An 18,738-nucleotide genomic window follows, 5' to 3' on the forward strand; every position below is an offset into this window, starting at 1 on the left:
AGGTAAAGCCGGTCACATATTTATCTTTTGCGATTAAATCGTGCACTACTTATTTTTGGCACTTATTAACCAGTGTAGACCACCCGCGCCGTTCTTGCGTCCGGCGGCGGCGGGTCAAATCTGATCGATCAGGCTGCCGCGCAGCTTTTCCAGCTGCTGTTTGAGCGAGACGATCTCGTCCAGGCTGCAGTCGGTAGCGCACATCACCGCCTCGGGCACCGATTGCGCCCGCTCGCGCAGCGCGCGGCCGGCTTCGGTCAGGGCGATGATCACCTGCCGCTCGTCGGTGGTGGCGCGATAACGCACCAGCAAACCGGCGGTTTCCAGCCGCTTCAGCAGCGGCGTCAGCGTGGCAGAATCGAGGAACAGCCGCTCGCCGATATCCGATACCGTCACCCGATCGCGCTCCCACAGCACCATCATCACCAGGTATTGCGGGTAGGTGAGTTCGAGCTGGCTCAACAGCTTGCGATAAACTTTGTGCAGCGCCAGGTTGGCGGAGTACAGCGCGAAACAGAGCTGCTGATCGAGCTGCAGCAGGTTCTTCGCCTTGGGTTGTTCGGTCTCGGTGCTTTTCATGTGTGTGAATATAGATAGCGCACGATGTAATCGCAAGCTATTTCTTGTGAGGTATGCTACATTTTTTTCATGCAGAGGATGCTCGGAGGGAAAGGAAATGACGAACACGCTTGCAGAACGCGCGCGCCGCTACGCCACCAAGGCGCATGCGGCCATCGATCAGCGCCGCAAATACACCGACGATCCGTACATCGTCCACCCGCAGGCGGTGATGGAGCTGGTGCGCAGCGTACCGCACACCGAAGAGATGCTGGCGGCCGCCTGGCTGCATGATACGGTGGAAGATACGCCCACCACCCTCGGCGACATCGACAGCCATTTCGGGCCGCAGGTGGCAGAGCTGGTGCGGATGTTAACCAACGTCAGCCACGCCGAGGACGGCAACCGCTTTGAACGCAAAAACCGCGATCGGCGCCACAGCGCCGGCGCATCGCCGCAGGCCAAAACCATCAAGCTGGCGGATCTTATCGACAACACCCGCTCGCTGCTGGACTACGACAGCCACTTCGCCCAGACCTACCTGATCGAGAAACAGCGCCTGCTGGAGGTGCTGACCGAAGGCGACCCGACGCTGTGGCGCCAGGCCAGCCATATCGTTGAACAGGGGCTGCTCAGGTTGCAGCAGCCGCCGCACAACGTGCCCGCCAGCTGGTTCGAACACGCCCGCCGGCGCTACCGCGAGAGCGACGCGGCCTGATCAGAAGGTCACCACCGTTTTCAACGCCGTCACCCAGGCGTCCTGCGTCTCGCTGACGCCCGCCGGGTGATGCCAGTACTGCAGGCCCGGCTGCAGCTGCAGCCACGGCGTGACGTTAACGCGATAATACAGCTCCGCCGTCACCGAGTGGCCCGGCACCGGCCGGTAGCTCGGATCGTGATAATCACTGATGCCGCTCATCTGGTTGAGATAACGCTGATTGTCCTTGTAGCGGTCGCTCAGCTTCACCACCGAGACGCCGAGCCCCAGCCAGTCGTCCGGCCGCGCATCGAACAGCCCGCGATAGCGAATGCCGGTCGAGGTAGACCAATGCAGGTAGTTGCTGCGCTGATCTCCCAGCCCCAGGCTGTAAAACACGCTCAGGCCGCGGTTGACGTCATCCGCATGGCGCGTCACCTGCTGGTTGAAACCGGTATACAGGAACCAGGTGCGATCGTGGCTGCGATAGCCCTGCGGATCGCTGGCGCCCGGCCCGCCGGATACCCCTTCATAGAGATCGCTCTGGCGCGCGTTGGTGAACAGCACGCCCAGGTTATACACCCCCGGCAGCTGGTTGACGGCGTGGGTTTTCAGCTCCAGCTCCATCGGCAACAGGAAGCCTTTGCTGCCCTTGGTGGACCAGCTCCAGGCGTGGCTACGGCTGGGGGCGCTCGGGTTCTGCTCCATCACGCCGCCCTTGAGGGTCAGGCCGTCGGTCAGCTTGTATTGCAGCGTGGTGCCCCAGTAATGCACGTTCCAGTTGTACCAGGTCAACGAGTTGGCGGACTTGCCGCCGCACAGCGTCAGCGTCTGAAAATCGCAGGGAATGATCTGATCGAAATCCTGCACCTTGTTCATCATGCCGATGCGCCACTGCAGCCGGCGATCGAGGAAGGAGCGGCTGAAGGTCAACCAGCCCAGACGGGTAATCGACTGCCCGCCAAAGCTCTCCTGCGACAGATCGGTCAGGCCGACGCGCGGATCCTGCAAGCGATCGCGGGTCAGGTTGTTGTCATGGTTGCGGTTGACGATATTGCCTTCGATCGCCGCGTCCGGAATGCCGGTCAGCGCCTGCAAATCCTGGCTGAAGGTCAGCGAGAACTGGTCGATGTACGACGCCTGTTTGTCGTGGTTGTAACCGCCGCCGGCGTTATACGACAGCTGGCTGAGGTAACCGAGATTATAGTGGAAGCCGTGATCCTCCAGGATCGGCCTGATCCCCAGCATATCCCCCAACAGCCCGGGCTGCGGCGGCTCAAAGCCGAGCGCCACCCCTTCCCATTTGGCGGTGGGGGCTTCGACGTCCTTGCCGGTTTGCAGCGTTTCCGCCTGCGCCTGGCTACAGAACAGCGCCAGCGCCGCCAGGGTCATGGAACGAGGTAATAAGCTTTTCATCATTATTATATTTCTCCGCATAACGGCTGACTGCGGGCAACAGCATTCCCTGGGAGAGAATTTCCCATCATGAACAGCAGCGAATAACGTTAGGTTAACGCCCGGCGTTTGCCGCCGGGCTTAGAGGCTAGCGCCGGTCTTTCAGGCTGGCGCCGTTGCTGTGGATCACATCGCGATACCAGTAGAAACTCTTCTTGCGGCGGCGCTCGAGGCTGCCGTTGCCGGCATCGTCCCTGTCGACGTGAATGAAGCCGTAGCGCTTCGACATTTCCGCCTTCGAGGCGCTGACTAGATCGATCGGCCCCCAGCTGGTGTAGCCCATCACCTCGACGCCGTCGTCGATCGCTTCCGCCACCTGCACCAGATGGTCATTAAGGTAGTTGATGCGGTAGTCGTCGTGGATGCTGCCGTCGGCCTCGACGCGGTCTTTGGCGCCCAGCCCGTTCTCGACGATGAACAGCGGCTTCTGATAACGGTCGTACAGCACGTTGAGCAGGTAGCGCAGCCCGATCGGGTCGATTTGCCACCCCCACTCCGAGCTGGCCAGGTGCGGGTTCGGCACCATATCGAGAATGTTGCCGCGCGCCGACTCGTACTGCGCCGGGTCGGCGGTGACGCAGCCGCTCATGTAGTAGCTGAACGAGATGAAATCGATGGTTTCGCGCAGCGTTTGCCGATCTTCCTCGGTGATCGCCACCTGAATGCCGTTTTCACGGAAGAAGCGCTGCATATAGGCCGGGTAATAGCCGCGCGCCTGCACGTCGCCGAAGAACAGCCAGTCGCGGTTTTGCCGCTGGGTTTCCAGCAGATCTTCCGGCTTGCAGCTCAGCGGATACAGAATGCCGCCCAGCAGCATGTTGCCGATTTTGCCCTCCGGCACGATCTCGTGACAGGCCTTCACCGCTCTGGCGCTGGCCACCAGCTGATGGTGGATCGCCTGATAGATGGCGCTCTTGTCGCTCTCCTGCGGCAGGCCGACGCCGGTGAAGGGCGCGTGCAGCGACATGTTGATCTCGTTGAAGGTCAGCCAGTGTTTGACCTTGTGCTTGTAGCGTTCGAACACGGTGCGCGCATAGCGCTCGAAGAAATCGATAGTGCGCCGATCGCCCCAACCGCCGTAGTGCTTCACCAGGCCGTAAGGCATCTCATAGTGCGACAGCGTGATCAGCGGCTGAATGCCGTACTTCGCCATCTCGTCGAACAGCCGATCGTAAAACGCCAGCCCGGCCTCGTTCGGCGTCTCTTCGTCGCCCTGTGGGAAAATGCGCGTCCAGGCGATCGAGGTGCGCAGACACTTGAAGCCCATTTCGGCGAACAGCGCGATGTCCTCCGGGTAACGATGATAGAAATCGATCGCCACGTCCTTGATGCCGCTGTCGCCCGCCGTGCGCGGCGTAATGGCGCCGAAGATGCCCTGCGGCTGCAGATCGGAGGTCGACAGCCCCTTGCCGTCGGCCTGATACGCGCCTTCTACCTGGTTCGCCGCTACCGCGCCGCCCCACAGAAAATGTTGCGGAAACTTGCCGTTCATCGCTTGCTCCTCAATTAACGTAATAAAGTCAGCAGCGGCGCCTGTTCCTGCACCGGAGACAGGCCGCTGGTCAACACGTCCACGTAGTCATCGCTGTTGCTGATGATGATCGGCGTGGTGGTGTCATAGCCGGCGGCATGGATCGCCGCCTGGTCGAACTCGATCAGCAGATCGCCCGGGGCGACCCGCTCGCCTTCCCGCACGTGGGCGGTGAAATGCGCCCCGTCCAGCTTCACGGTATCGATGCCGACGTGGATGAGAATCTCCGCGCCGTCGTCCGATTCGATGCCGATGGCGTGTTTGGTTTTGAACAGCGACGCCACGCTGCCGCTCACCGGCGCCACCACGCGCCCCTGCTGCGGCGCGATCGCCACCCCTTTCCCCAGCAGGCCGCTGGCGAAGGTTGCGTCGTTCACCTGATCCAGCGGCACGATGTCGCCGGCGATCGGGCTGAGGATGGCCTGCTTACGGTTAAGCGGCGCGGTGGCTTCAGGCTGCGCCGCGTCTTCCGCCGGCGCAACGCCGAACAGGTAGCTGGCCAGCGCGGCAAACACGAACGACAGCAGGGTGCCGCCGATCGCGCCCCATACCGTGGCGTCGATGCCGCCGCCGGGGATGATCTGCGCGAAGGTGAATACGCTCACCAGGCCGAACGAGTAGACCGAGGTATGGAAGTAGCCGATCACCGCACCGCCCAGCGCGCCGCCGATGCAGCCGAAGATGAACGGGCGTTTGTTCGGCAGCGTAACGCCGTACACCGCCGGTTCGGTGATGCCGAAAATCCCGGCGCCGATGGCCGAAGCGGACAGCGCCCTCAGCTTGGCATCGCGGGTGCGCAGCATCACGCCCAGCGTGGCGCCGACCTGCCCCATTACCGCCGGCAGCAGCAGCGGCACCATGGTGTCGCGCCCCAACACGCTCAGGTTATTGATCATCAACGGCACCAATCCCCAATGCAGACCGAAGATCACGCACACCTGCCACATCGCCCCCATAAAGGCGCCGGCGATGATCGGGTTAAAGGCGTAAATGCTCTGATAGCCGTTGGCCAGCAGGTGGCTGAGCCAGGTCGCCGCCGGGCCGATCAGCAGGAAGGTCAACGGCACGGTGATCGCCAGGCACAGCAGCGGCGTGATGAAATTGCGCAGCGCGCTGTGGATCACCCGGTTAAACAGCGGCTCCAGGCGGCAGGACACCCAGGCCGCGAAGATGATCGGGATCACCGACGAACTGTAGTTGATGAAGGTCAGCGGGATGCCGAAGAAGTATTCGCGCACCGCCCCCGGCTGCTGCGCCGCTTCGAACGCCGCCATCATCAGCGGATGCGTCAACGCGCCGCCGATCGCCATGGTGACGAAGGGGTTGCCGCCAAATTTTTTCCCGGCGGTGTAGCCGAGCATGATCGGGAAGAAGTAGAACAGCGAGTCGCTGGCGGCGAACAGCATTTTGAAGGTGCCGCCGCTCTCCAGCAGCCAGCCGCAGGCCAGGCTCAGCGCCAGGAAGCCTTTCAGGATCCCCGAAGCGGCCATCACCCCGAGCAGCGGGGTAAAAATACCGGACACCAGATCGATAAAGCGGCTGAGCAGGTTGTCTTTTTTGCCGCCCGCGTCGTCGCTCGGCGCGCCCTCGGCCAACCCACCAACGCGGTTAACCGCGTCGAACACCTCCGCCACGTGGTTGCCCACCACCACCTGGAACTGGCCGCCACTCTCCACCACCATGATGACGCCGGGGTTTTTCTTCAGCGCTGCCGCGTTGGCGCGACTGTCGTCGCGCAGCTTGAAACGCAGGCGGGTGGCGCAGTGCACCAGGCTTTTCACATTGTCGCGGCCACCGACGCCGGCCAAAATCTCACTGGCTAATGTGTCATATTTCATACGGTTATCCTTAGACTTCGCGTTCTGCCGCTCCCCTCCCCGCACTGGCCTGGCGCTGAGGCGGAATTCGGCGCAAAAAAAAACCTAAACCTCGCGGCCTCTGCCCCATCGGGGAACAGAAACGCGAGGTTTAGGTTTTGCCTGCCGTAGCAGTAACAACCCTAAATCGGTTGAGTTATGACGTTAACACCGCGGATTTTGCCGGGGCAAGCCTTTGCGCCGGCAAATTGCCGAACTGTGATCGCGGGGGCAAAACGGCCTCAATGCGCGAAATAATGCATGCCGCCATCTACCGGGATCACCGCGCCGGTGATATATCGCGCGAGCGGGGAACAAAGAAACGCCGCCAGATAGGCCATGTCTTCCGGTTCACCGAAGTAGCCGATCGGGATATGTTGCGCAATAAACGCCTGGCGCGCTTCATCACAAGCGTATAAGCGCTCGCGGATCTGTTCACTGTTGATGCGCCCCGGCTGTAACGTATTGACGGTAATCCCCTGCGCAGCCACATCGCCGGCCAATCCTTTGGCCCACAGATGCAGCGCGCCCTTGGCGGCGCTGGCGGCGCTCAGGCTGCGCGGCTCCATCGATCCGCTGATGTTGATCACCCGGCCCCAGCCTTGCGCCTGCATGGCCGGCAACAGCGCCTGAGTCAATCTGCGGGCCGGCGTGAAGTTCAAAGCGAAAGCGTCATCCCAGCTGCGATCGCTGTCGTTCAGCGTCGTGGGGTGAAACGCGCCGACCGCGTTGATCAGAATATCGACTGTCCCCACCTGGCGCAGCGCCTGCGCCGCCAAACGGGCTATCGCCTCAGGGTCGGTCACGTCGGCAACGATCAACTGCGGACGCACCGCCCCTTGCCGTTCCACCTCACCCGCCAAGGCCTGCAGCCGGTCACCGCGTCGTGCGGTGGCCACTACCTTGACACCTTGAGCGGCCAATACCCTGACCATGCCGGCACCGATCCCTTCGCTGGCACCCGTGACCAATGCCGTGCGTTGCTGTAATTGCAGATTCATAAGAAACCTTAATTGAATAATTCAATTTAAGAGGAAACGTTCACACATTGAATCACGCCGTTATTCGTGTGAATATTCCCGAAAATCGCATCATCAATGTGCAGGAATTCACCGATGTTTGACTGGCAGGATTTAAAACACTTCGTGGCGCTGGCGCGCACCGGTTCGTTGTCAGCGGCAGCGCGGGAGCTGGGTTGCGATCACGCCACCGTCGGGCGACGCGTAGCGGCGCTGGAACAGGCGCTCGGCCTGCGTTTGATCGTGCGTCTGCCGCGCAGTACGCCCTTGACCCAGGACGGGCAGGCGATTGCCGGGCTGGCGGCGGAGATCGAGGCGCAAAGCCAGGCGATTGCCCGCCATGCGCGCAGCGCCGGCGCAACGCCCCAGGCCGGCGTGCGCATCAGTGCGCCGCCGTCGATCGCCGCGCATATTCTCGCGCCGCGCATTGCCGCATTTAACCAGGCTTTTCCACAGATCGTCGTCACGCTGTCGGGTGAATCGGCGCTCGCCGAGCTGGATCGCGGCGAAGCCGACATCGCCGTGCGCATGGTGCGCCCGCAGCAGCCAGAGCTGCTGACGCAGCGCATCGGCATGATGCGCTACGCGCTGTATGCCACACCGGAGCACGCCGCACTGCCCGACGCGGCGCGCCGCTTTCTCGCCTATGACCATCACTACCAACAGCAGCCACATCAGCAATGGCTGCAACAGCTGTTGCAGGGGCGTCCGGTGGTCTTTCAGGCCAGCGATCTGTTTTCACTGCAACAAGCGGCGCGTTCAGGGCTGGGTGCCGCCGTTTTGCCGACGTTTGTCGCCGATGGCGATCCGGATCTGGTCCCGTTGCCCACGGCCAATGCCGCGCCAACGCGCGAGCTTTGGCTGGTGACGTATCCCGATTTGGCGCGCACCGCTGCCGTGCGCGCGGTGATGAATTTCCTGGTCGAAACGCTCGGCAAAACGTGCCCATTACCGGCATAAAGCATCAGAATGACTAATATAAATACTGGACAAAAGTCACGCGGGGGATTATTACTGGTCAACGCTTAATCGAGAGTAGGGATGGCAGTCATCATGGTGTTGCGTACTGATGTAGGACGGATTCTGATCACCGGCGCCGGCGGCCGGGTAGCCACGGCGTTTCGTCAGGCAATGGGCGATCGCTACGCGCTGCGCCTGGCGGAACGCGACATCAGTCTGCTGAACGATCTGCAACCCGGCGACGAAGTCATCAGCTTCAACATCGCCGATCTCGACGCCTGCCGCGCGGCCTGCGCCAATATCGACACCGTGTTGCATCTGGCGGCCGATCCCTCCCCCGACGCCGACTTCTGCGGCTCGTTGATGGACAACAACATTCTCGGCACCTTCAATATCTTCCGCGCGGCGAAAGACGCCGGCTGCCGCCGGGTGGTGTTCGCCAGCAGCGCACAGGCGGTGGAAGGCTATCCGCTCGACTATCAAATCCGCCCGGACGACGCGCCGAAACCGAAGAACCTGTACGGCGCCAGCAAAGCCTTCGGCGAAGGCATCGCCGCCTACTTCGCCCATCAGGAAGGGCTTTCCGCCCTGTCGGTGCGTATCGCCAACTTCACCAGCCTGAGCCCGGGGGATCGGCTCAGCGCCCGCGACATGAGCGCGTTTCTCAGCCATCGTGACGCCGCCGATCTGCTGGAGCGCTGCATTCGCGTCGAAGGGGTGCAATATGCAGTGGTGCACGGGGTTTCCAATAACCGCTATACGCGTTTATCGCTGGAAGAGACCCGTCGCCTGCTGGGTTACGCCCCGCAGGACGATGCGTTCAGCCTGCTCGGCTTCGAATAGCCAAGACCGGAGAGGAAAACAACGCCGGGCAATACCCGGCGTTTTGGCATAGTTACGGTTTTTCAGCGATCTTGCGCAGATATTCGTTATTTTTAAACGCAATGATGATCATCTCGAACGCCACGCGCACGAACACGCCGCCGACGATGATGCCGAACAGGCCGCGGAAGAACTCGCCGTAGAACATCATGCCGATGCCGCTGATCAACACGCCCAACAGCGCCAGCCAGTAAACGGCGGTGATGATTTTTGGCGTCAGCATCGCGTCGAAGAAGAAGATATTTCTCATGTGGATCTTTCCTTAGGCAGGTCTTTCATTATCCCAGAGGTGCCGTGCAAGCGGCCACCATGCATATACATGGGTAATGATAGCGGCTAAGAGTTGATGCCGAACAGATAAATGGGGGCGGGAGAGGATAAGCGTTTATGTTTTATGCGGCTAACGGCGTGCGGCGGATAAAAAACCGCCGCACGCTGTCGCTTAGCCGTTGGCGTAAACGACTTTTGCCGCGGTGCGGCTGGTGAACAACACCAACAGCAGCGCCAACCCGGCGATAATCGCCCCCATCACCGGCACGAAGCTGTAACCCAGACCGGCGGAGACCACCGCGCCACCGGCGGCGGCGCCCAGCGCGTTGCCCAGGTTGAAAGCGCCGATGTTGACCGAAGACGACAGCCCCGGCGCTTCGCTGGCCACGCGCATCACGCGCATCTGCAGCGGCGGCACCACGGCAAAGGTCGCCGCGCCCCAAATCACCATGCTCACCGCGGCGCCGATGTCACTGCGCGCCAGCAGCGGGATCAGCAGCATGATGGCCACCAACAGCAGCAGGAAGCCCTTCAGCGTCGCGCTCTCGGAACGGTCGGCGAACTTGCCGCCGAGGTAGTTGCCGATCGAGAAACCGACGCCGATCAGCACCAGCATCACCGTCACGAACAGCGGCGTCGCCTCGGTGATGTGCTGCAATACCGGCGAGATGTAGGTATAGAGCGTGAACATCGCGCCCGCCCCCAGCACGGTCGTCAGCAGCGCGGTCAGCACCTGCGGGCGCACCAGCACCGACAGCTCACGCTTGACGTCAGGGCGTGCGCCGGCGCTGCCTTTCGGCAACGAGAACCACAGCCCCAGCATGGCGATCACGCCCAGTCCGGCCGTCGCCAGGAACGACATGCGCCAGCCGATGGTTTCACCCAGCCAGGTCGCGGCGGGCACCCCGCCGATATTGGCGATGGTCAGCCCCATAAACATGGTCGCCACGGCGCTGGCCTGTTTCTCTTTCGGCACCACGCTGGCGGCCACCACCGATCCGAGGCCAAAGAAGGCGCCGTGGTTCAGGCTGGTGATGATGCGCGACAGCATCAGGGTGGTGTAATCCGGCGCGATGGCCGACAGCACGTTGCCCAGGGTAAAGATCGCCATCAGGAAAATCAGCGCACTTCTGCGCGCCCGGTGCGACAGCAGCAGCGTCATCAGCGGCGCGCCGACCATCACGCCGACGGCGTAGGCGCTGATCAACATGCCGGCCATCGGAATGGAGACGTCCACCCCTTTGGCGATGGTCGGCAGCAAGCCCATGGGAGAGAATTCGGTGGTGCCGATGCCGAACGCCCCCACCGCCAGCGCTAACAAGGGATAATTCACTTTCATGCAACAACTCCGGTTTACCGCTGCCGAAGCGCGGGAACAGTTAAGATGCCGAAAGTATGACATTGATCACAACAAAGATAAGCAGGCGGGAGGCTAAAAGACTTTTGCAAATTTGTTAAAAGTGCAGCGGGAGGGGGCGGACATCAGCGTCCGTCACCGTAGGAATCAAGCCCACCTCATGCCCTCCCGCTACGCACTTTGCCCGAGCGCATTTCGATGTTCCGTTGCAGTTCGCGCAGCCCGCCGGCCAGGAAGCAGGCTTCCGCCAGCACGAACAGCGGGCCGATGATAAGGCCCGTCACATCGTCCATAAACGCCGGTTTTCGCCCCTCCCAGAAATGCCCGACAAACTGAAACAGCCAGCCGATCACGAAGCCGCCGATGCCGATGCTCAGCCACACCGCCGTCGACAGCGACGCCACCCAGGCGCCGAACCCGAGGCACAGCAGCAGCAACACCAGCATCATGGCGCCAAGGCGCAGATTTAGCCGCAGGTAATAGAGGGCCGCGACGATCACCACCGCGCAGGCCGGCGAAAACGGCAGCCCTCCCGCGCCCCACGCCGGCCGGGAGAGCAGCGCCAGCAGGCTGACGACGATCAGCGGGATGCCGATAAAATGCGTGGCGATATTGCGCGCATCGCGATGATAGGCGGCATAAGCGGCAAGTTGATCTTCCAGATTTCGCATGTTGACCTCCGGTATGTACGGCCTTCGTCGCCGAACACGCGCAGCCGCATGCGGCTGCCCTTACCCATAGCTTAGCGCGGGATCACCAAGACCGGTTGGCCAATCTCATCCAGCAGGCCGCGCGTGACGGAGGCGTTCAGCCAGCGCCCCAACGAAGACAGGTGGCGGTGCGAGATGATCAGCAAATCGCAGTTGAACAAAGCCATCTGGTCCGGGATCACCTCGATGGGCGCCCCCGCAGCCAGCAGGCCCTGGGCGTTGAAGCCCATCTGTTGCAACGCCCTCGTCACCTGCCCGACCTGCTTTTCCGCCAGCGCCTCTTCGCGCTGGGCGGCAGGATATTCTTCGCGCTCGTCGCTGTCGAAGCGCAGGCCGCTGCGGCTGAGCGTGAAGGCATTGTCGACCACCGTCAGTACGATCACGCCGCCGATGCTGCCTTGCAGACGCGCCATAAAATCCAGCGCGTTGCCGCTGTGTTCAAAGCAGTCCACCGCCAATAACACTCTCTCAATCATAACCATCCTCATTCGCCCGAGTTACATCGCGCCCTTGAAATTAGCTTCGCCCTTTTTCCAATAACCTTTGGCAAACAAGGCGGCGCGGGAGATGCCCATTTCGTTGATAAAACGCGCCTTCAGATACGCGGCGACCTGGTGTTCGCAGGCCAGCCACACCTGCCCTTCCCCGGCCGGCAGTTCGCAGTGGCTGACGGCCTGCACCAGCGGGCTGTTCATCACGCTGTCGAAATGCCGGGTGCGTATTTGCCAGCTGTTCATCTGCAAAAAGGAGCAATCGACATCCTGAATCTCCTGCGCATCGCCCACTTCGGCGAACCACAGCACCGGCAGCGGGGTAGACAGCGAGGCGAGGATAGTGCGCATGGCGGGCAGCGCGGTCTCATCGCCCAGCAACAGTAGCCAGCGAGTTTGCGGCAACAGCCGGAAGCCGCCGGAGCAAGGGCCGGCGAACCCCAGCTTGTCGCCCGGCATCGCGTCGCGCGCCCAGTTCGACGCCGGGCCTTCGCCGTGCAGCACCATATCGATATCGAAGGTGCGGGCGAGTTTGTCGATGCCGCTCAGGGTATAGGCCCGCCCGGCCAGCGTGTCGCGCCACGGGAAGAACACCTTGATCCAACTGGCCGGCTCCTGCGCGCGCGGGTCGGCGATAAACTTATCCACATCGTCGCCGCTCAACGTGATGCGGCGGATCCGGGCGGTGACTTGCCGCACGGCGCTCACCCTGGCCTCGCGTTTACGGCGGGTATCCCTTTCCAGCATCTCGTCGACAATCTTATTCAGCGTGTTGTGCATCAGCCTTCTCCTGTGGCGCCGCAGACGGGTAGGTGTGTTCCCAGCCGCCGCCCAGCGCTCGATAGATATTCACCACGGCGATCGCCGTCTCCTCCTGTGAAACAATTTGCGCGGACTGCAGATCCAGCAGCGCGCGCTGCGTGCTCAGAACGTGGATAAAATCGCTGGCGCCGTTCAGATAGCTGTCGCGCGCCAGCGCAAACGCGTGTCGGTTGGCGGCCAGCGCCTCGGCCAGATGCGTCTGGCGGCGCTGCTGGGCGCGGTAACCGGAAAGCGCGTCGTCGATCTCATGCCAAGCGCGCAGCACCGTTTGCTGGTAGGCGATGGCCATTTCCTGCTGCCGGTATTCGCTCAGGCGCACCCGCTGGGTGATTTTCCCCCCGTCGAACAGCGGCAGATACAGGGCGGGGCCGATGGCGAAGGTATGCGTGGACCAGCTGCCCATATCCGCCAGCGCCAATGCCTGGTAGCCCGCGTTGCCGGTCAGCGTGATGCGCGGATAGTAGTCGGCGGTGGCGACGCCAATCTCGGCGGTCGCCTGATGCAAACGCTCCGCCGCTTCGCGAATATCCGGCCGGCGCAGTACCAGATCCGACGGCACACCCATCGGCACCGCGCGCACCAGCGCCGGCAGCGGCCCCGTCGGCGACAACATCGCTTTCAGCGCGCCCGGCCGCTCGCCCAACAGCAGGCTGATGGCGTTGATCAAGCGTTCCTGTCGATCGAACAGCGTCGGCAGCAGGGCATCTACCTGCGCCAACTGCACCTGCGCCTGATCGATATCCAGTTCGTTGCCCGCGCCGCTTTGATAACGGCTTTGCGTCAGCTGCAGCGTGCGCAGCGCCGTGGCGCGGTTTTCCTGCGCCACCGCCAGCTGCTGCTGCGTGGCGCGCAGACGCAGATAGTCGCTCGCCACCTCCGCCGTCACCGACGTCAGCAGCGCGCGCCGATTCTCCTGCGAAGCGGCGAAGCCGGCGCGCGCGCTTTCCGATGCGCGACGCAGCTTGCCCCACATGTCCAACTCCCAGGTGGCGCTGAATCCGCCGCGCCAGAGGTTATAATCCGCCTCTCCGCCGTTGCCGGACGGATCCATGCTGCCCACCGAGGTGGCGCGCTGGCGCTGATAGGCGCCGTCCAGGCTCAGATCCGGCATCAGCGCCGCCTCGGTCACGCCCAGCAGTGCGCGGCTTTGCTGCATGCGCGCCGTGGCGAGCTGCAGATCCAGGTTGCCGGCCGCCGCGCGCTGCACCAGTTGCGTCAGCGACGCATCGTTGAATATCGACCACCAGGCCACCGGCAGCGCCCCGCCGCCGGCCTGCTGACCCCAGCTCTCGGGCAGCGCGTTTTGCGGCCGAGCGTAGTCCGGCCCTACCGCCTGGCAGCCGCTCAGCGCAATCAACAGCAGCGGGATCACGGCCCTGTTCATTGCACGCCTCCGTCCAGCGTATTGATGCTGACGTCTGCGGACATGCCGACGCGCAGGGCGCTCAGCAAGGTGGCGTGCTCTTTATTGATATCGAACACAATCTTCACCGGGATGCGCTGAACGATCTTGGTGAAGTTGCCGGTGGCGTTCTCCGGCGCCACGGCCGCGAAGCTGACGCCGGAAGCCGGCGCAATACTGTCCACCTGCCCTTTCAGCGTTTGGCCGGGAAAGGTATCGATATGGATGTCTACCGACTGCCCGTGCGCAATTTTTTCCAGCTGGGTTTCCTGGTAGTTGGCGATGATGTACAGCTTGTCCTGCGGCACGATGGCCAGCAGCGCATCGCCCGGTTTGACGAACTCCCCGACCCGCAGGCTTTTCTTGCCGACCACGCCGCCGATCGGCGCGGTGATGCGGGTATAAGACAGGTTCAGTTCGGCCATCGCTTTCTTCGCCTGCGCCAACATCAGTTCGGCATCGCTGTCCGCCAGCTTGGCCTGCAGCACCTGCTCCATATTTTTCGCCGCTTTGAGCGTCGCCTCCGCCTGCGCCACGTTGGCGGAAAGCGTGTGCACGCGCGTCGTCGCCTGCTGCGCCGCCTGCTGCGAACCCGCGCCGCTGCTGGCCATTCTCTGGTAGCGGTTCTGCTCCTGGCGTGCAAACGCCAGCTCCGCCTGCGCCGCCTGCCGCTCCGCCTGCGCGGCGGCGATCAGCGCGCTCTGGCGGGTGAGGTTAGCCCTGGCGTCGTCCTGCCGGGCGCGGGCCGATTGCTCCTGCGCCGTCGCCTGCGCTAGAGCAACGTTGAATTCACGCGGGTCGATCACCGCCAGCAACTCCCCCTGTTTGACCCACTGATTGTCCCTGACCAACACCTGCGCAATTTCACCGGCAATCTGCGGAGAAATACGCGAGATATCGGCGCGAATATAGGCGTCGTTGGTATTCTGCTGTGTCTCTTTAATAAGGAATTTATTGATTAATAATCCCAGCGTAATGACGGTAACCGCCAATACGGCGACGGCGACTTTCTTGTTAGCCATAAAAGTGACTCCACTTAATATTTATTTCTGATGATAAAATGTCAGGCGGCGACCGAACGCGGCGGATAAATACGGGTCGGCATAAATAAAATCAGCGCGGTCAGTAATAACGCCAGGCCGGCAACCAACAGATAAAGATCGGCGCTGGCCAGCACGTGGCCCTGCCGAGCGGCAAGCTGCGCCAACTGCTCCGCTGACCCCGATGCGCGGCTGTAGGCCGAGCCAAAACCGTCGGCGATCGTGCCGGCGTGATAGTCCCCACGCTGTCGGCTGAGCAGCGCGATGGCGCCGCCGGCTGCGGTGGCGGCGAAACCCTTCACCGCGTTGAACCAGGCCGCCGCAAACGGCCCGTCGGTCGGCAACAGCCCACCGGTCGCCTGCATCAGCAACGGGATGATCGCCATCGGTTGAGCGACCGCCTGCAACAGCGCGATAACGCGAAACGTGTCGCCGTTCCATTCCGGCGTCAGCTGGGCAGCCAGCACGCAGGCGGTGGCCATCAACAGCAGGCTGATCGCCAGCACCCAGCGGCAATCCACCCGCGGCGTATTGCATATCATGGCAACAATCGGCAGCGTAATTAATTGCGGCAACGCCACCCACAGCATTAAGTCGGAAGTTTGTTCCTGACGATAGCCCTGAATCGCGGATAAATATCCCGACGTGATATTGACCAGCGACACCATAATTAACAGCACGCCACCCAGCGTAATTAAGGAGAAGGACAAATTCCTTTTGCTTAATAGCTGCAAATTGAAAAAAGGCAGCGGGTGATACCATTCGTTAATCAGAAATAACGCCAATAATCCGCCGCCACCCAATAATAAAACGTAGATCAGCGGCGAGTTCAGCCAGTCGAGGCGCTCCCCCTGTGAAATGCCCACCGTCAGCATGCCGAGCGCCACGCCGCCGAGCAGCAGGCCGCGCCAGTTGAACTGCCGCAGGCGCTCCAGCCGCAGCGGATCCTGCGGCAGACCGTAGCCGATACACACCGCAGCGATCGCCATCAGCGGCAGGTTCCAGTAGAAGTACCCGCTCCAACCCCAGTGAAAGGCGAAGGCGGCGGCGGTGGCGCCCAGCGTGGCGCTCCAGGCGGAGACCCAGCCGTAGGCACCCAGCCCCAGCACCTTGATCAGCGGCGGCATAAAACGCAGCACCACCGTCATCAGCATCGGCGGCAACGCGCCGCCGGCGAAGCCCTGCAGGCTGCGCACCGCCAGCAGCACGCCATACTGTTCTCCCAGCCAGGGCGTCAGCAGCCCACCGGCCAGGTAAATGCCGCACATCGTCAACGCCACCCGGCGCAGCGAAAAGGTCGGCCAAAAACAGGGCGTGAACCCGGAACCGATCACAAAGCCGGTGACGTAACAGGTGGTCAGCCAACTGCCGGCATCGAAGCTCAGCAGCATGCCGCCCTGTATATCCGCCAGCGCGAACTTGCTGGCGTTTTCCCCCACGCCGCTGGCCATCACCGCCAAAAACACGCCGAACAGCCCCAGCCAGGTGCGGCCGTTGATTTCGCCGGCGCTGGCGAGCCATCGATTTTTGTGGTGCGGCGTAACAGACACCTCAACCATTCCCCACTCCTGCTGTTTCAGCCTCAATCTTTGTTGTCGTGGGCAGTATCCGGGCTTATTTCGATTGTTTAAAATGAAATGATGTAATTAACTAGTTGCACAAAACGCAATCCATTGAGCGCACCACCACCGGAGAGGCCATGCCGCAAAAAATTGATTTCAACCTGATCTATGCGCTGAATCTGCTGCTGGAAGAAGGCAGCGTGAGCGGCGCCGCCGAGAAGATGAATCTGAGCGCCCCGGCGATGAGCCGCATTCTGGGGCGCATCCGCCGGCAGTTCGACGATCCGATCATGGTCAGGGCCGGCAAGCATCTGGTGCCGACGCCGCGCGCGCTGGAGTTGAAACGCCAGCTCGGCGATATCATCGAACAGGCCGCCGCGCTGATCGCGCCGAGTGAATCCTTCGAGCCCGGCAAGCTGACCCGAACCTTCACCATTCGCGCCAACGACATTTTTATCGGCGCGCTGGCGGGCGGCTTGCTGGAGACGCTGCGGGACATGGCGCCGTTAAGCGGCCTGAAGTTTATCGCCGAAAGCGACGGCGAAGATGACGCGCTGCGCAGCGGCAAGGTGGATCTGGTGATCGGTTCCTCACGCGACTGGCACCCGGAAATTAAGACGCAGAGCCTGTTCACCAGTACCTTTCAGGCGCTGGTGCGCCCTGGTCACCCGATCATCGGCCAGGTAACGCCCGAAACCCTGACCCATTACCCGCATATCAGCGTTTCTCGCCGCGGACGTACGCAGGGGCCGATCGACGACGCGCTGCGCGATCTTGGCCTGCAGCGCAACGTCGCCCTGACCCTGCCGGGCTTCCATTCGGCGATGATGCTAACCATGAAATCAGACTTTATCCTGCCGCTGCCGCGCCACGTGCTGCTGGGAGTAAGCAACATCCACCTGCCGTTGGCGGAGATCGAGTTGCCGCTCGAGCTGGAATCGGTGTTTATCGTGCAGGCCTGGCATCCGCGCCTCGATCGCGACCCGGCGCACCGCTGGCTGCGGCAGACCATAAAGCAGTTCTTTTTGCAAAGGGAGTGAAGGGGTTAGGGGTTGGGGGTTGGGGGTTAGGGGTTAGGGGTTAGGGGTTAGGGGTTAGGGGTTAGGGGTTAGGGGTTGGGGGTTGGGGGTTGGGGAGAAGAGACGCTCGCGGCAGAACCCAAATACGCCTGCCAGATAAGCCGGTAATATGGCATTTTGCCGAAGCCCTGCGCATACTCAGACGTCTTGGGTAAAAACATCAGTTATTCACTGGGTTACCAAATCAGCATTTTGAGATCTGCTCTATATTTAGGAATGAATTCTCAGCCTTACACTATACTTGCTATTTTTTAACCAATGGATCATGACATGAGAAAATCTACGTTTGCCGCTCTGCTGTTACTTTGCTTGACACCTGCACTGGCGCTCGGTGCCGCACCATCCCCTAAAGCTGTCATCAAAACTGCCCCCGTTTACCCCGAACAGGCCCTGTCGAAAAGCACCAGTGGCGTCGTCAAAGTGAAATACGATATCGAGCGCGACGGCACGGTCAGGCATGTGCGTATTGTGCAGGCGAAGCCTGCCGGTGTCTTTGACGAGGCGGTGCTGACCGCCATGAAAAGCTGGCGCTTTGAACGCGATCAGCCGGTGAAGGATCGCGAATTTACCTTTAACTTCACCACCAAACCGACCAACTCGGTCTATGGCAACGGGGTTCCGTTTCGCTGATCGCCCGCAAAGCCGGTACGATGGCAAGCGAGAAAGATGAAAGGGACCGGGACCCAGGGAGGCGAGAATGACCAAAGCATATTATTGGAAAAGTCAGGTGTGGGGCGTGACGTACTTTTTTATCGCGCTCTATTATATCCATCTCTTCCAGCCCAGCGTGAATGTCCCGCTCTCTCTGGTCGCCGCCATCCTGAGTCTGTTGCTGTATCCCTTCGCCAAAAAAGCCATTGAAACGGCCGCCCTGCAGTTCACCAGTGAAGCATTCTGGCACCGTGGGTTGTTCGCCGATACCATCGGCAAAGGTGGGGTGCTGATCCTGTATTATGCCTTCTGTTTTGTCATGGCCCTGCCGCTGGGCGCCCTGTATCTGCTTGCCCTGTTCCTCAGAAATAAAAAGGCCGCGTAAGCGGCCTTGCT

Annotated in this window: 19 protein-coding genes; 6 read left to right on the top strand and 13 right to left on the bottom strand. The window is 61.7% G+C overall.

All coding sequences use genetic code 11. From position 1 onward, the window contains the following. Positions 1-114: 114 nt before the first annotated feature. Positions 115-579 (bottom strand): MarR family winged helix-turn-helix transcriptional regulator, encoded by a 465-nt coding sequence (locus ACUTSC_RS18065; RefSeq protein ID WP_049202597.1) that lies wholly within the window; start codon positions 577-579, stop codon positions 115-117. Between the two features lie 97 nt (positions 580-676). On the opposite strand from ACUTSC_RS18065, the gene ACUTSC_RS18070 reads away from it, so the two are divergent. After that, positions 677-1,276 carry an HD domain-containing protein gene (locus tag ACUTSC_RS18070; protein ID WP_197768309.1) on the top strand — a complete coding sequence of 200 codons (600 nt, stop codon included), beginning with the start codon at positions 677-679 and terminating at the stop codon, positions 1,274-1,276. On the opposite strand, the gene ACUTSC_RS18075 is transcribed toward ACUTSC_RS18070, so the two are convergent. From ACUTSC_RS18075 to ACUTSC_RS18090, 4 genes are all read right to left on the bottom strand, one after another. Then, entirely contained in the window at positions 1,277-2,647 is a 1,371-nt protein-coding gene (locus ACUTSC_RS18075; protein WP_443003366.1) for a carbohydrate porin, read from the bottom strand. Positions 2,648-2,798: 151 nt separating this feature from the next. Next, complete coding sequence (locus tag ACUTSC_RS18080; protein ID WP_197773683.1) at positions 2,799-4,202, bottom strand: 6-phospho-beta-glucosidase; 1,404 nt, start codon at positions 4,200-4,202, stop codon at positions 2,799-2,801. Between the two features lie 14 nt (positions 4,203-4,216). Next, on the bottom strand, positions 4,217-6,079 hold the full coding sequence (gene bglF / locus ACUTSC_RS18085) for a PTS beta-glucoside transporter subunit IIABC (protein ID WP_197768311.1): 1,863 nt from the start codon (positions 6,077-6,079) through the stop codon (positions 4,217-4,219). A 260-nt stretch (positions 6,080-6,339) separates the two neighbouring features. Then, a complete protein-coding gene (locus ACUTSC_RS18090) occupies positions 6,340-7,098 on the bottom strand; it encodes an SDR family oxidoreductase (protein ID WP_197768312.1) in 759 nt (252 codons plus the stop codon). A gap of 114 nt (positions 7,099-7,212) precedes the next feature. On the opposite strand from ACUTSC_RS18090, the gene ACUTSC_RS18095 reads away from it, so the two are divergent. Beyond that, entirely contained in the window at positions 7,213-8,076 is an 864-nt protein-coding gene (locus ACUTSC_RS18095) for a LysR substrate-binding domain-containing protein (RefSeq protein WP_197658579.1), read from the top strand. A 93-nt stretch (positions 8,077-8,169) separates the two neighbouring features. Further along, the gene (locus ACUTSC_RS18100; protein ID WP_038875909.1) at positions 8,170-8,919 is read left to right on the top strand and encodes an NAD-dependent epimerase/dehydratase family protein; all 750 of its coding nucleotides are present in this window, start codon (positions 8,170-8,172) and stop codon (positions 8,917-8,919) included. A gap of 52 nt (positions 8,920-8,971) precedes the next feature. Here the strand turns inward: ACUTSC_RS18100 and ACUTSC_RS18105 are convergent, their stop codons facing one another. From ACUTSC_RS18105 to ACUTSC_RS18140, 8 genes are all read right to left on the bottom strand, one after another. After that, positions 8,972-9,208 carry a DUF4282 domain-containing protein gene (locus ACUTSC_RS18105; protein ID WP_019452598.1) on the bottom strand — a complete coding sequence of 79 codons (237 nt, stop codon included), beginning with the start codon at positions 9,206-9,208 and terminating at the stop codon, positions 8,972-8,974. Between the two features lie 192 nt (positions 9,209-9,400). Next, positions 9,401-10,567, bottom strand: coding sequence for an MFS transporter (locus tag ACUTSC_RS18110; protein WP_039568202.1), 1,167 nt, complete (start codon positions 10,565-10,567; stop codon positions 9,401-9,403). 176 nt (positions 10,568-10,743) lie between these two features. Further along, complete coding sequence (locus ACUTSC_RS18115) at positions 10,744-11,256, bottom strand: Mpo1-like protein (protein WP_197768313.1); 513 nt, start codon at positions 11,254-11,256, stop codon at positions 10,744-10,746. A 71-nt stretch (positions 11,257-11,327) separates the two neighbouring features. Then, positions 11,328-11,771, bottom strand: a complete 444-nt coding sequence (locus ACUTSC_RS18120; protein ID WP_060424270.1) for a universal stress protein — start codon at positions 11,769-11,771, stop codon at positions 11,328-11,330. 21 nt (positions 11,772-11,792) lie between these two features. After that, on the bottom strand, positions 11,793-12,566 hold the full coding sequence (locus tag ACUTSC_RS18125; protein WP_060423466.1) for a siderophore-interacting protein: 774 nt from the start codon (positions 12,564-12,566) through the stop codon (positions 11,793-11,795). After that, positions 12,547-13,992 (bottom strand): efflux transporter outer membrane subunit, encoded by a 1,446-nt coding sequence (locus ACUTSC_RS18130; protein ID WP_197768314.1) that lies wholly within the window; start codon positions 13,990-13,992, stop codon positions 12,547-12,549. Before ACUTSC_RS18130 ends, ACUTSC_RS18125 begins: the two co-directional genes overlap by 20 nt. Beyond that, positions 13,989-15,032 (bottom strand): HlyD family efflux transporter periplasmic adaptor subunit, encoded by a 1,044-nt coding sequence (locus tag ACUTSC_RS18135; protein ID WP_197768315.1) that lies wholly within the window; start codon positions 15,030-15,032, stop codon positions 13,989-13,991. Before ACUTSC_RS18135 ends, ACUTSC_RS18130 begins: the two co-directional genes overlap by 4 nt. Before the next feature lie 41 nt (positions 15,033-15,073). Continuing rightward, positions 15,074-16,609 carry an MFS transporter gene (locus ACUTSC_RS18140; RefSeq protein WP_084826997.1) on the bottom strand — a complete coding sequence of 512 codons (1,536 nt, stop codon included), beginning with the start codon at positions 16,607-16,609 and terminating at the stop codon, positions 15,074-15,076. 140 nt (positions 16,610-16,749) lie between these two features. Here ACUTSC_RS18140 and ACUTSC_RS18145 point away from each other — a divergent pair, with 140 nt between their 5' ends. The 3 genes from ACUTSC_RS18145 to ACUTSC_RS18155 all read left to right on the top strand — a co-directional run bounded on the left by ACUTSC_RS18145 (position 16,750) and on the right by ACUTSC_RS18155 (position 18,727). Next, the gene (locus tag ACUTSC_RS18145; RefSeq protein ID WP_197768316.1) at positions 16,750-17,652 is read left to right on the top strand and encodes a LysR substrate-binding domain-containing protein; all 903 of its coding nucleotides are present in this window, start codon (positions 16,750-16,752) and stop codon (positions 17,650-17,652) included. A gap of 309 nt (positions 17,653-17,961) precedes the next feature. After that, positions 17,962-18,321 (top strand): TonB family protein, encoded by a 360-nt coding sequence (locus ACUTSC_RS18150; protein ID WP_197768317.1) that lies wholly within the window; start codon positions 17,962-17,964, stop codon positions 18,319-18,321. Positions 18,322-18,388: 67 nt separating this feature from the next. Beyond that, the gene (locus ACUTSC_RS18155; RefSeq protein ID WP_161726095.1) at positions 18,389-18,727 is read left to right on the top strand and encodes a colicin E1 family microcin immunity protein; all 339 of its coding nucleotides are present in this window, start codon (positions 18,389-18,391) and stop codon (positions 18,725-18,727) included. Positions 18,728-18,738: the final 11 nt, after the last annotated feature.

Source organism: Serratia sp. TSA_105.2, from assembly GCF_052692115.1.